The 14,640-nt window shown below is 36.8% G+C and carries 10 protein-coding genes and 1 pseudogene; all 11 read left to right on the top strand.

The annotated features are described in order from the left end of the window. Window position 1: 1 nt before the first annotated feature. The 11 genes and pseudogenes from mutS (at window position 2) to grpE (ending at window position 14,618) form a co-directional block, all read left to right on the top strand. A complete protein-coding gene (gene mutS, locus VEIT17_RS04825; protein ID WP_178885025.1) occupies window positions 2–2,635 on the top strand; it encodes a DNA mismatch repair protein MutS in 2,634 nt (877 codons plus the stop codon). Beyond that, window positions 2,635–4,698: a DNA mismatch repair endonuclease MutL gene (gene mutL, locus VEIT17_RS04820; protein ID WP_178885023.1), complete on the top strand. Its 2,064-nt coding sequence runs from the start codon at window positions 2,635–2,637 to the stop codon at window positions 4,696–4,698. Before mutS ends, mutL begins: the two co-directional genes overlap by 1 nt. Before the next feature lies 1 nt (window position 4,699). Next, complete coding sequence (locus VEIT17_RS04815) at window positions 4,700–5,512, top strand: class I SAM-dependent methyltransferase (protein ID WP_178885021.1); 813 nt, start codon at window positions 4,700–4,702, stop codon at window positions 5,510–5,512. Next, window positions 5,509–6,438, top strand: coding sequence for a tRNA (adenosine(37)-N6)-dimethylallyltransferase MiaA (gene miaA / locus VEIT17_RS04810; protein WP_178885019.1), 930 nt, complete (start codon window positions 5,509–5,511; stop codon window positions 6,436–6,438). The genes VEIT17_RS04815 and miaA overlap by 4 nt, the downstream gene beginning before the upstream one ends. Further along, window positions 6,435–7,673 (top strand): methionine gamma-lyase family protein, encoded by a 1,239-nt coding sequence (locus tag VEIT17_RS04805; RefSeq protein WP_178885017.1) that lies wholly within the window; start codon window positions 6,435–6,437, stop codon window positions 7,671–7,673. The genes miaA and VEIT17_RS04805 overlap by 4 nt, the downstream gene beginning before the upstream one ends. A 199-nt stretch (window positions 7,674–7,872) precedes the next feature. Then, window positions 7,873–8,934, top strand: a complete 1,062-nt coding sequence (gene mnmA / locus VEIT17_RS04800; protein WP_178885015.1) for a tRNA 2-thiouridine(34) synthase MnmA — start codon at window positions 7,873–7,875, stop codon at window positions 8,932–8,934. A gap of 38 nt (window positions 8,935–8,972) precedes the next feature. After that, window positions 8,973–10,772 (top strand): translation elongation factor 4, encoded by a 1,800-nt coding sequence (gene lepA, locus VEIT17_RS04795; protein ID WP_178885013.1) that lies wholly within the window; start codon window positions 8,973–8,975, stop codon window positions 10,770–10,772. Between the two features lie 4 nt (window positions 10,773–10,776). Next, the gene (hemW, locus tag VEIT17_RS04790) at window positions 10,777–11,961 is read left to right on the top strand and encodes a radical SAM family heme chaperone HemW (protein ID WP_178885011.1); all 1,185 of its coding nucleotides are present in this window, start codon (window positions 10,777–10,779) and stop codon (window positions 11,959–11,961) included. An 81-nt stretch (window positions 11,962–12,042) separates the two neighbouring features. Continuing rightward, window positions 12,043–12,645, top strand: coding sequence for a nitrite/sulfite reductase domain-containing protein (locus tag VEIT17_RS04785; protein WP_060924627.1), 603 nt, complete (start codon window positions 12,043–12,045; stop codon window positions 12,643–12,645). A gap of 398 nt (window positions 12,646–13,043) precedes the next feature. Beyond that, window positions 13,044–14,073: pseudogene (gene hrcA, locus VEIT17_RS04780) on the top strand (heat-inducible transcriptional repressor HrcA). Continuing rightward, window positions 14,073–14,618, top strand: a complete 546-nt coding sequence (gene grpE, locus VEIT17_RS04775) for a nucleotide exchange factor GrpE (protein ID WP_119208672.1) — start codon at window positions 14,073–14,075, stop codon at window positions 14,616–14,618. The pseudogene hrcA and the gene grpE overlap by 1 nt, the downstream one beginning before the upstream one ends. Window positions 14,619–14,640: the final 22 nt, after the last annotated feature.

Genomic DNA, 14,640 nt, shown 5'->3' with positions numbered 1-14,640 from the left:
TATGGCAAAAAAGCAAACACCTATGATGGAGCAGTATTTAGATATTAAATCTAGATATTCTGAAGAATTACTGTTCTTTCGGTTAGGTGACTTTTATGAATTATTTAATGATGATGCATTAATTGCATCTCGTGAACTTAATATAACATTAACAGGACGCCCAACAGGAGATGAGGAACGCACACCAATGTGTGGCGTTCCTTTTCATGCTGCTGAAAGTTATATAGAAACATTGGTAAAAAAAGGTTATAAAGTTGCTATTTGTGAACAATTAGAAGATCCTAAAGCAGTTAAGGGTATCGTTAAGCGTGACGTTATTAAGGTCATTACACCGGGGACGGTAATGACTGAAAATGGTAATGATGCACGGTCAAACAATTTTTTATCATTATTTTATATGGTAAAAGATGCATGGATACTCGTATTTTCAGATGTATCTACTGGGGAAGTTATTTGGCATCGTATTACTGATTGTGAAAAACGAAGTGATATGTTTGATGCGCTCAGTATGTATCGTCCTAGTGAAATTATATTGCCTGAAGGAACTGTATTACCGCAAGATATAAAAGACTTTATGGATAATCAATTCAGCAATATTGTATTATCTCCATTTAGTACATATCATACACAACGAGAGGTAGCGGAAAAAGCAGTTACTCACTTTGGTGATTTAGGCCTTATGGAAGAGGATGTATGGGAAGCATTAGGGTATATGCTTTTATATTTAGAGGATATTATTAAGTCTGAAATTTCCCATATTAACTATGTACATCAATTGAGTGTAGGTAATCGTCTGATCTTAGATACATCTTCTTTACGCCATTTAGAAATTACCCATAATCTCCGTGATGTCGGTCAAAAAGGAACATTACTCGATGTACTAGATCGTACGTTGACACCAATGGGTGCGCGCCTATTAAAGCAATGGCTTGAAAGTCCGTTGACTGATGTAAATCAAATTCAACGTAGACAAGCTGCCGTAGCAGAACTTATTACACGTGGAGCAGAGAGGTCTCATATCCGTAGCTTATTAGATTGTATTTATGACTTTGAGCGCATCGTAGGTCGTGTAGAAACAGGTTCTGTGTCACCTAGAGATTTAACGGCTCTTCGTGAATCTCTAGCAGTATTGCCAGATATTAAAGATGTATTAGGTACATGCTCAAGTTTAGCATTAACATCCATTAATGACCGTATCCAAGATCATAAAGATATTTATGATTTATTATGTCGTGCTATTGCTGACCAACCAGCATTGACATTAAAAGAAGGCCGTGTCATTAAAGATGGTTTTAATCCGGATTTAGATGAACTGCGTTCTTTAGCTACTAATAGTGAGCAGTGGCTGGCTAAGATGGAAGCCGACATTAAAGAGGCTACAGGTTTATCTAAAATAAAAACTGGCTATAATAAAGTGTTTGGTTATTATTTCGAAGTTTCTCATAGTAAATCTGAACAAGTACCTGATTACTTTATTCGAAAACAAACTTTAGCTAATGCAGAGCGTTATATTACGCCTGAGTTAAAGGAGTTTGAAATCAAAATTCTTAGCGCTAAAGACAAGATAATCGCTTTAGAACATGAATTATATCAACAATTACGAAATGATATAAAACTTGTTATTAAAGATGTACAAGAAACAGCTCGTGCTCTTGCTGAGCTTGATGTATTGTGTTCTTTGGCACTAGTAGGTTACGAAGAGAATTATATTTGCCCTACCATCGTAATGAATGGCCAAATCAATATTCGAGATGGTCGTCATCCTGTAATTGAAAAATTCTTGAAGCGCGAAGTTTTTGTACCAAATGATATCGTTCTAAATCATGATGATGAGGAATTCTTGCTCATTACAGGCCCTAATATGGCCGGTAAATCAACATATATGCGTCAAGCTGCTATTTTGATGATTATGGCTCAAATAGGCTCCTTTATTCCTGCCCGTGAAGCATCTATTTCTCCAGTGGATCGCATCTTTACACGTGTAGGTGCTAGTGATGATATTTCTACTGGTCAAAGTACGTTCATGGTAGAAATGAAAGAGGTAGCCTATATTTTAGAGAATGCTACACATAACAGCTTAATTATCTTAGATGAAATTGGTCGTGGCACTAGTACATTTGATGGTTTAAGTATCGCTCAAGCTGTAGTTGAGCATATTTGTAAGCATATTCACGGCAAGACATTATTTGCTACCCATTACCATGAGCTAATTAGTTTAGAAGAAAGCTATAGTAAATTAAAGAATTACACTGTAGCTGTAAAAGAAAAAGGTAAGGATGTTGCATTCTTGCGCCGCATCATCAGAGGTGGCGCAGATCGAAGCTATGGTATTCATGTAGCGAAATTGGCAGGATTACCAAACTCTGTGTTAAAACGTGCAGAGGTAATTTTGGAATCTTTGGAAGACCAAAGTCATGATGCTAGTGATTTAAATAATCGTGTTATGGGAGCTCAACTTAATAATGTAGTGAAGCCAGTTACTAAACAATTGAGTGATTCTTCACTAGGTAACTTATTTACTCATTCTGTAGTCGATAGCTTACTCGAAGTGGATGTAATGAGTATGACACCGATTGAAGCATTAAATAAATTATATGAACTACAAGAGGAGGCTCGTAAAGGAGGCGGGAAATAATGGCAACCATTCATGTATTGGATGAAACCACAATCAATAAGATAGCTGCTGGTGAAGTTGTGGAACGTCCCGCATCAGTTATTAAAGAGCTCATTGAAAACTCCATTGATGCGTCCGCCACTAATATTGAGGTTGAAATCGGCGATGGCGGTGTAGCTTACATGAGGATTACCGATAATGGTATCGGTATGACAGAGGAAGATGCACGCCTTGCAATTTTGCGTCATGCTACCTCTAAAATACAACAGGTAGAGGATTTATTTGATATAGCATCCCTCGGCTTTCGTGGTGAGGCTTTGGCTAGTATTGCCTCGGTGTCTCATTTTTCTTTGACTACACGTAAAGCTGACTCAGATTTGGGCACTCGTATTACCGTAGATGGTGGTACTTTCACCGATTGTATTCCTTATGGTGCGGCACCTGGTACGACAATTGAAATTAAAGATTTGTTTTATAATACGCCAGCGCGTCGCAAATTCTTGAAAACAGAGCGTACCGAATCTTCTAAAATTCAAGATATTGTAGGCAAACTTGCACTTAGTAACCCACATATTTCTTTTAAACTCATCGTAGATGACCGTGTAGCTATTATTACTCCTGGAAACGGCAATATTGGTGATACGGTAGCTGCATTATATGGCTATAAAATGAAAGATGATATTTTCACTGTTGCTTATGAAAGTGACTCTATTTATATTGATGGTGTAGTTAGTAAACCTACACTTCTTAAAAGTACAAGAATTTGGCAAACTATTATCGTTAATAACCGTGTTATTTCCGATAAAACAATAATGAAGGCTATCGATAATGCTTACCATGCATTGTTACCTAAAAACGGTCATCCTTTAGTGGTGCTTAATATTACTGTACCTGCTGGTATGGTTGATATTAACGTTCATCCACGAAAGAGTGAAGTAAAATTCTCGGATGATAAGATTATATTTAAAGCTGTTTATCATGGTATTTTAAACGCCTTAAATAATCCTCTACATGAGCGATACGAACGAGAATCATCTTCTTATATGAATGGCACAATTAATAATGGATCTGATTTCCGTAATAATGAAACCAATAGTAATGACGTAAATACTAACCGGAATGCTACAGTTACTAATTCTAGTTCATATGGTAGTTTATCTCATCATGGCAATAGTACGTATGATTCGTATAGAACGCCTTCTGTTGTACAAGATGAGATGCAGTCTGCTGAGCATATAGCTACTGCGGTAGATTATGACAAAGTATTTGGTAGTCGCCGTACTAAAGGTTACGAAGTCATGCGCGGTGAGACTACACAGTTTGTAGAGAGTCTTAAAACTAAGGGTTTTACACCACCTCCGCCAAAGGCTACTTATGAACAGTCGTCCTTTACAGACGAAAGCTTCGATGCTGTTCCTACTGAATATACTAGTTATACGAAGGAAGACGTTGAGAAATTTAAGTCTTTAGCTCAAGATATTCGTGAAGAAAATACAGAGGCGCGTACCATTCAAAATTCTGGATTCTTACCTATGGGACAAGTCGCTTCTTGTTATATTTTGGCTAAAAAGGGTGATGATCTCTACATAATAGACCAACACGCAGCTCATGAACGTGTACGTTATGATAAGCTTTGTAAGTCTTCTGAATCCATTCCTATGCAATCTATCCTTGTGCCTCAATATAGTGAGGCTACAGATGATGAAATGAATTTGGTAGAGGAAGAACGTGAAACCTTACTAGATCTTGGATTTGAGGTAGAGTTAGGTGGTCCTACGAAAATTAAATTGGTAGGGGCTCCTGTAGATTTAGTAGAGTCAAAGGCTTTTGAAATTCTCCAATATGTATTTTCTTACTTACACGAACACCAACAGCCTACTAAGGCTCAGTTACGTCATGAAATGCTAGCGTATGCATCTTGTAGAGGGGCCATTAAGGCAGGTCATAATTTAAATATGTATCAAATGACTACCTTAATTGAGGATCTCTTTAGTACAGAGAAACCGTACGTATGTCCTCATGGTCGTCCAACGATAATCAAGTTTACACCTGATGAATTAGGTAAGTTATTCTTACGGTCTTAATATGAATATACTAACGACATCTCAAAAATCTAATGAGGCCATTCAGGAGGAAGCCAAAGCATTGGCTTCCTCTATGCATATGACATATATTAAACGAGGTAAAACATCGATACCAGCCTTATTCGGTAAGTATCAATGCGAATATATTGCGGTTCTTGCTGGTTCTGGATTAACGATTCATTTCCCAGAAAATCAACAACATACCTTTCATTTGTCTATGGCTCAATTACGTATATTGCGTTTACAACGCGGTGAAGGGGATCATCTAGTTAATGCGGTACAAGTCATATTAGATAAAAAAGGATTATCTAATAGAGATAAATTTACATTTTTAGACTGTACAATTGGTCTTGGTAGTGACAGTATTGTAGTGAGTTATGGTTACCCACAGGCTCAAATAACTGGTCTAGAAGGGTCTTTACCTATATGGCTTGCCACTAGTCATGGCTTAGCTCATTATATTCATAGTGACGATAGTGTAACGAATGTATTGCGACGTATTAAAGTAAATCATGATAACTTTGAGCATTATTTACCAAACCTACCTGACAATAGTATTGATATTATTTATTTTGATCCTATGTTTGAAGTTCCTGTAGAGGAAAGTCCTCAATTCAAACCTCTTCGGGGACATACTGTGGAAAGTCATATAGAGGATAAAATCATGGCACAGGCTATGCGTGTTGCCACGTATGGTGTTATTATTAAAGAACGACCATTTAGTTCGGTCTTTCAAAACTATCCACCGCATCAATGGGTGGGCGGAAAATATAGTCGTATAGGCTATGGTGTATATATGAAGGAGTTAATGTGAATCCCTTAATTACCATCGTTGGACCAACGGCGGTAGGCAAAACAGATCTAACCTTGGACTTAGCAGAACAGCTACATGCTGAGGTTATTTCTGGTGATGCTTACCAAGTATATAAACAACTCAATATTGGTACCGCTAAACCATCGGCGGATGAACTTAAGCGTGTGAAACATCATCTTATCGATATTTTAGAACCAAATGATTCATATTCAGTGTCTATTTTCCAGAATCAAGCTAAAGAGATAATTGGTAGATTAAATGACAGGAATATTCTTCCTATTCTCTCTGGTGGTACAGGGTTATATGTTCAATCGTTATTAGAGAACTATAACTTTAATGACGTTAAGCCTAATAAAAGTTTACGATCAGAACTAGATGAGCTATTTAATGCTAAAGGTATTGATGGTTTACGAGAATATGCTATCACCTTAGGAAAAGAACATAATATAGAAATTCAATATAGTGATAAGCATCGTTTGTATCGAGCTGTTGAAATATTACATCATGGTGATGTAGATTCATTACGTAATCAGACAAAAGATGGTGTATCATATAAAGGGCCTGTTATTGGTCTTATGAGAGATCGTGATCAGTTATATGAGCGCATCAATTTTCGCGTTGATATGATGTTTGATGCAGGTTTGATTAAAGAAGTAGAACAACTCATTAAGTCTGGAGTAAATCCAGATTGCCAAGCTTTTAAGGGGATTGGTTATAAAGAGGTTGTAGACTATATGAATGGTAGTATTAGCCTCGATGAATGCCGCGATTTAATTAAGAAAAATACTCGTCATTTTGCCAAGCGACAAATCACTTGGTATAAGCGCATGCCATATATTGAATGGATTCATATTGATAATAATACATCTAAAGATTTTATATTTAATAAAGCTATGGAATTAATTCGTAGAGAAGGATTAGCATGACATTAGAAGAAATACGTAGTAAAGCCCTTGAGATGGCTGAACCTGAATTTAAAAAGTTTGAACCTATTGCATTAGCCAATACAAAAAAGGTGTTAGAAGCCTTTAAAGAGTGCCAAGTATCTGATTATCATTTTACAGGTACTACGGGTTATGGTTATAACGATGTGGGCCGTGAGAAGTTAGATGAAGTATTCGCCTATGTATTTAAAGGTGAAAAAGCCATTGTTCGTCCCCATTTTGTTTCTGGTACTCATGCACTAGCAACAACTTTGATTTCTTTAATGGGGAATGGTTCAAAAGGGACTGAATTTATCTATGCAGTTGGGGCTCCTTACGATACGATGCAATCTGTTATCGGTGCATCTCGTGAAGTGCGTGGATCTCTTGTAGAAAAGGGGTTTACCTATACTGAGGTACCTTTAAAAGATAATACGTATGATGTAGAAGCCATCGCTAATGCTGTTAATGACAATACGCGAGTAGTAGTGATTCAACGCTCTCGTGGTTATAGTACGCGTGAACCATTATCTATTGCGGATATTAAGATTATTGTAGATGCTGTAAAAGCTAAAAACTCGAATACTATTTGTTTTGTAGATAATTGTTATGGTGAGTTTACAGAACTGCAAGAGCCTTTAGAAGCTGGTGCAGATATTATGGCGGGCTCTCTCATTAAAAATGCAGGTGGCGGTTTGGCACCAACTGGTGGCTATATCGTAGGTCGTGAAGACTTAGTTGAAGATGCAGCGTATCAACTGACTGCTCCAGGACTTGGTGATCATATGGGCTCTTATGCGCCTGGTTACCGATTATTCTTCCAAGGCTTATTTATGGCTCCTCACGTAGTATTACAAGCTCTTAAAGGGGCTGTATATACAGCTGCAGTAGGTGAATTGTTAGGGTATGATGTTTTCCCTAAGGTAAATGCTGAACGCTATGATTTAATCCAAGCTATCAATTTAAAAAATGGAGAAGAAATGGAGCACTTCTGTGTAGGTATGCAAGCATATTCTCCTGTAGATGCCCACGTACATCCAATTCCTGGCGATATGCCTGGCTACGAAGATAAAATCATCATGGCCGGTGGTACCTTTGTACAAGGCTCATCTATTGAATTAAGTGCAGATGGTCCTGTTCGCCCTCCGTATACGATTTTTATGCAAGGTGGACTTGTATTTGAACATTCTATGCTAGGTATTTTAGGTGCTGCAGAAGAATTACTAAAACATAGATAATAATTAGAATCTCTTTCTTTTGATGAAAGGGATTCTTTTTATTTCAAATCTTTTCAATATACCTAATTCTAGGCTATAATATAAGTTGCTATAATTTCATAGCAATACTACTCGGACTTTTACACCGAACTAGTGTTTTACACGTCAGGCTTTCACCCTGATTAGTTTTATGATCAAGAGATCATTAAAAGGAGAAAGTATGGAAAAAGTTATCGCTGTAGCTATGAGTGGCGGCGTAGATAGTTCTTTAACTGCTGCAATGCTACTAAAACAAGGCTATAAAGTATTTGGTATTACCCTATGGCTGTGGGTGAGTGGTACACCTTATGATTCAGTGCCGCTCGCTGTAACAGATGCTAAGAAGATGTGTGATTTTCTTGGTATTGAGCATCATATTATTGATGCTCGTGATGTATTCTACGATAATGTAGTAGATTACTTCGTAAAAGAATATGCCTATGGTCGTACGCCAAATCCTTGTGTATTCTGTAATAAAAATATCAAATTTGATTTGATGCTCAATCGAGCCCTTGAACTTGGTGCAACACATATGGTTACTGGCCATTATGCACAGGTTAATTATAATGAAGAAACTGGTTTATATGAATTACATAAAGGCGTTGATCCTACCAAAGATCAAAGCTATGTTATGTACAATATGAACCAACGCATTTTGAGTCATCTCATGTTCCCACTAGGTGGGCAATGTAAGACTGAAACACGTAAATTAGCTGCTGAATATGATTTGCCAGTAGCTAAAAAACCAGATAGTGTAGATATTTGCTTCTTGCCTCATGGGAACTATCAAAAGCTTGTAGTAGAAGAAATGAAAGATAAACCAAAGTCTGGTAATATCGTTACTGAAGATGGTGAGGTATTAGGTAAGCATAATGGTTTATTTAACTACACTATAGGCCAACGTAAGGGCCTAGGGATTGCATATAAGCATCCATTATATGTAATTGGCTTTAATGGTGAACGCAATGAAGTCATTGTAGGTCCTAATGATCGACTATTTACGAATCGTATGATTTGTAAGTTCTATAATTTCTTAGATGATACAATTCATAAAGAATTAAAGGTAGAAGGTAAAATTCGCTATGCAGCAAATCCTTCACCTTGTACTGCACGTATCTTAGATGATGATACGATGAAAGTTATCTTCGAAGAACCACAACGGGCTATTACACCAGGTCAGTCCGTAGCCTTTTATAATGGCACTCAACTATTAGGAGGTGCTGTTATCGATCGCGTATGTTAGAAAGGAGAATACAAGTTCCTTGAACTTGTTTACATAGTATGTCAACGAAAAAGATTAGAAACTTCTGTATTATAGCTCATATTGACCATGGTAAATCTACCATCGCCGACAGATTAATTGAATATACTGGCACATTACAAAAACGAGAAATGGAAGCGCAAGTCCTAGACTCCATGGATTTGGAACGAGAACGTGGTATTACTATTAAGGCACAATCTGTTCGAATTTTGTATAAAGCACAAGATGGAGAAGAGTATACTTTGAACCTTATCGATACTCCTGGCCATGTGGATTTCAGCTATGAAGTATCTCGTTCTCTTGCAGCTTGTGAAGGTGCATTACTAGTAGTAGATGCTGCACAAGGTGTAGAAGCTCAAACGTTGGCAAATGTGTATCTCGCTTTAGAACATGATCTTGAAATTATTCCTGTTATTAACAAAATTGATTTGCCTTCTGCCGATCCTGATCGGGTTAGACATGAAATTGAAGATATCATTGGTTTAGACGCATCAGAAGCAGTATTATGTTCTGCTAAATCTGGCATTGGCATTCCAGATATTTTAGAAGCCATTGTAAATAAGGTGCCTGCACCACCAGATAAATCTGATGAACCAACAAGAGCATTGATTTTTGATAGCCGCTTTGATGCTTATAAAGGTGCAATTGCTTATGTGCGTGTAAAAGAAGGTACTATTAAAGCAAAAGATACCATTCGCATGATGCATGATAATAAGGATTTTGATGTAACTGAGCTCGGTATCTTTACACCAAATCTTGTGCCTGTTCAGGAATTATCATGTGGTTCTGTAGGTTGTATTGCGGCAAGTATTAAGAATGTAGCAGACTGTCACGTAGGTGATACGGTAACATTAGCTGATAATCCTGCACCAGAACCATTACCAGGCTATCGAAAAGCCGTATCCATGGTATATTGTGGCTTGTATCCAACAGATTCTAAGGACTATGAAAATCTTCGTGATGCATTAGAAAAGTTACAGCTTAATGATGCTGCTTTAGAATATGAAGCTGAAACATCTTTAGCATTGGGTTTTGGTTTCCGTTGTGGCTTCCTTGGGCTGTTACATATGGATGTAATTCAAGAACGGTTAGAGCGTGAATATAACTTATCCCTTATTACAACAGCTCCATCTGTAAACTACAAGATTTATAAGACGAATGGAGAAATGCTTGAAGTGGATAACCCTGCTAAATTACCACCACCAACTGAAATCGATTACATTGAAGAACCATATGTAAAAGCTACTACAATTGTGCCTAAAGACTTTGTTGGTACTATTATGGAGTTATCTCAAGATAAACGTGGTGAATATCAATCCATGGAATATTTGGATGAAACACGTGTATCTGTTGTGTATCACTTGCCTTTGAGTGAAATTATTTACGACTACTTTGATAAATTGAAATCTGCTACCAAGGGTTATGCGTCTCTTGACTATGAGTTGATTGGGTATAAACAATCTCCAATGGTTAAGATGGATATTCTGTTAAATGGTGATCCTGTGGATGCATTGTCTATTATCGTACATAAGGACCGTGCTTCTACACGTGGTCGTGCGTTAGCTGAAAAATTAAAAGAATTGATTCCTCGTCAAATGTTTGAAATTCCAATTCAAGCAGCGGTGGGCACGAAAATTGTGGCTCGTGAGACTGTAAAAGCGTGGCGTAAAGACGTTTTGGCGAAGTGTTACGGCGGTGATATTTCTCGTAAACGTAAACTCTTAGAAAAACAAAAAGCTGGTAAGAAACGTATGAAGTCTGTGGGCTCTGTAGAGATTCCACAAGAAGCATTTATGGCTATTCTCAAGGTTGAGGACTAATATAATGAAAACAGATTCTAATATCCTGAATCTGTCTACACTTGGGGATATGGGCTTGTATGTCCATATCCCTTTTTGTAAACAGAAATGTATGTATTGTGATTTTCCAGCCTATCAAAATTTACAAGATTATTATGAAACCTATGTCTATGCATTAGTACAAGAAATGGATTTATGGGTGTCAGAACACCCAGAGTCTAAATCGAAACCTATTGATACTATTTATTTTGGTGGTGGAACACCTACTGAATTATCAATACAACAGCTACAGATGATTGTAGATAAAATTAAAAGTACTTTTACTATTACTGACGATTGCCATATGACTATAGAGTCTAATCCTGGTGAAGTAGATCTACAGTATCTAACTAAGTTAGTTAAACTAGGTTTTAATCGCATTAGTTTTGGTGTTCAAACCTTTGATGATAAGGCGCTTACCATGCTGCATCGCAGTCATGATGGGGAAAAGGCTAAACAAGCTGTTTATGATGCTAAAGAGGCTGGATTTACAGATATTAATATTGATTTAATTTATGGCTTGCCACGACAAACCTTAGAGGATATTCAGCATAATTTAAATATTGTAAAAGATTTACCAATTAATCATATTTCTACGTATGGTTTACAAGTTGAGGTAGGCACTTATTTATATCATTTAGTACAAAAGAACTTGATCTCTATTCCTAGTGAAAGTATAGATGAGTCAATGTATGATACGATGATGTCTGGTTTAAAAGCACTAGGGTTTGAGCGATACGAGATTTCAAATTTCGCGAAGGGTAATTTCTACAGTCGTCATAATTTAAAATATTGGCATTATATAGACTATTTAGGATTTGGTGCAGGTGCGCATTCCTTCTATGATGGAGTCCGCCGTAGTAACAATCGTAATGTGATGCCTTATATACAATCCGTTGATCGATACATTATGCCTACTATCGATACGGAGACGATTACTGTAGAGCGAGCACAAGAGGACTTTTGCTTCTTAGCGCTTCGCACTAAGTGGGGCCTTGATGAGCAAAAATTTGAGGATAGATTTGGTGTATCTGTTCATAACTTATTTGGTAATATATTAGAAGATTTGGTTACTAAAGGCTTATTAGAGTATCAAAATGGTAGTTATCATTTAACCCCTGAAGGCGCCAAGCATGGGAATTATGTGTTTAGTCAATTTATTCGAGAGTAATTTCTCACAGTTTCTCAAAATTTAATATGTTAGTATAAATAGGATGATGATGAATAAGCATGCTAGATTTGAGGAGGAACGATGAAGACATCTGTCATATTACACGGTTTACATAATGAATTTACTTTAGATCAAATGAAGGCATGCATAGAACTGGCTGAAAAATATGGAGGATCTTTCCGCCATGTAGTAACAGGTATACAAATTACAGGTATTGAAAAAGACGATAAGGAAAAACTTATCTCTGAATTACCAGAAGGCGTAACCACTGTTATTCATAGGGGTGTTAATTCCTTAATCGCCTGCGTAGGTAAAGGCTATTGTAAAAATGGCCAAATGGAAACTAAAGAATTGGCTGATTATGTAGAGAGAAAACATTACGGCCGAAAAACATCTCACAAGTGCAAAATTGGTATCAGTGGCTGTGGTCGTAACTGTCCAGATGCAATGGTAAAAGATATTGCTTTTATTGGTACATCTCAAGGATTTATGTTGGCTGTTGGTGGCAATACAGGAATGCGACCAGAGGCTGGTAAAATTTTGGCTAGAAAGCTTACTGTTGAGCAATCCAAAAAAGCTGTAGATATCTTAGTAGATTGGTATGCAGAACATGGAGAGCCTCGTGAGCGTATGGGAAAATTATTAGAACGCCTAGGTAATCCCTTAGAAGGTGTAGAACTATAAGTTGCTATATTTTAAGTGCGAATGGTTTTATAGTACTTAATCTGTTCGTTTATCTAGAGAGTTATTAGTTTTTCTCCGAATTTTAGTAACAATAAAATTATGATATATATAAACACTTATACTATTTTATGGTTTTAATAATAAAAATTTTATTAGACCATCATATTCTACTTTTTAGATTTTAGGATATGACATAAATGTAGATAGTATAAGTGTTTTCTAATTATTACACTTTGATTTTTTGACTAATTAATTAAAAATATTCAATTGTCTTTTTGACTAAATAGATATTATTTGACTTTTTAAGGATTTTTTTGCTTGACAATTTTTTCCAATGTGATAATATTATACATGCGATTAGCACTCAAAGTTTATGAGTGCTAACAAGAGGTGTCATTATGGATGAAAGAAAACAGCGCATCTTGCGAGCCATAATTGAAGACTACGTTAAATCTGCTGAACCTGTAGGTTCCAGGACGATTGCAAAGAATTATAATCTTGGTATTAGTCCTGCAACAGTACGAAATGAAATGTCCGATTTAGAGGAGTTAGGCTATTTGGAGCAACCTCATACATCGGCGGGACGTATTCCTTCAGCTAAAGGCTATCGCTTATATGTTGATTCTATGTTGAATCAACAACCTGTTCCATTACAGGATGCTGAGAAAATTGAAATGTTATGGAAACATTCTAATGGATCTACGAGTGAGCTCTTCTTAAATATGGCTAAATTATTATCACAAGTGAGCCATAGTATGAGTTTGTTCTTAGCTCCAGCCTATGATAGAGCATTAATCAAATACATTCATGTATTGCCGCTTGATTCACATCAAGCTGTTATGGTTGTTATTACTGAGACTGGTGCTCTTGATAATGAATTAATGTACTTTACTGAAGGCGTTTCGCCTGATGTATTACAAAGTTTAGCTATGCAATTTAGCAATGCTTTACAGAATATAGGTATTGGTCATGTAACGGCTGAAGCGTTAGGAACACTTTTGATTCATATGGAAGGTCCACAAGGGATTTTGATGATCCTTTCAGAAACATTATTACGAGCAATTAATAAACGTAAGTTGTTCTATTCTGTAGGTACCACAGAGTTGTTAAATCAACCAGAGTTTAAGTCTGTTGAAAAAGTGCAACCCTTGCTTTCATTAGTGGAAGAACAAAATCAATTGGGACAATTATTAAAGGATGATTCACCTACACCTGTGAAGGTAAAGATTGGCAATGAAAATGATACCGAAGCACTTCAATCGATGAGTGTGGTACAAGCTGATTTTACAAATCAAGATCAGCCTATCGGTACTCTTGCTATTCTAGGACCGACACGAATGGAGTATGGTCGTATCATTGGTATGTTGTCTCATATGAAACATATAATGGAATCTATGGTAAAAGAACAAAAATAGAAAGGGCATATAATGGCTGAAGAACAAGACATTAAACAAGAAACAGTGGACGAAACAGTGGAAGCTACAAATGTAGAGGAACCAACTGTTGAGGAAGCTGAAGAAGTTGTGGCTGATGCAGCTCAAGTGTTAGAGGAGCTCAAAGCAGACTTTGATAATCGCTACAAGCGTTTACAAGCGGACTTCGACAACTTCAAACGTCGTACTAATCAAGAAAAAGAGCAACTTGCAGGATATGTTAAAGGGGATGTACTTACAGATCTACTTCCTGTATTAGATAACTTTGAACGAGCTGTTCAAAGCCCAGTGGAAGGTGATGCAAAGGTATTCCTTGATGGATTTATCATGATCCATCAAAACTTGATGGCTATGCTATCTAAACATGGTTTAGCCGTTATCGATGCGGTAGGTAAACCATTTGATCCAAATTTCCATCAAGCGATTATGCGAGTGCCGTCAGATGAATATGAATCTGATACGGTATGTGAAGTATTGCAAACTGGCTATACTGTTGATGGTCGTTGTATTCGTCCTGCAATGGTAAAAGTTGTTGAATAGATTATAAAGGTTTTAGGAGGCA

The sequence above is a fragment of the Veillonella nakazawae genome (genome assembly GCF_013393365.1).
GTDB lineage: Bacteria > Bacillota > Negativicutes > Veillonellales > Veillonellaceae > Veillonella > Veillonella nakazawae.
This window is presented reverse-complemented; position numbering and strand designations above follow the sequence as displayed.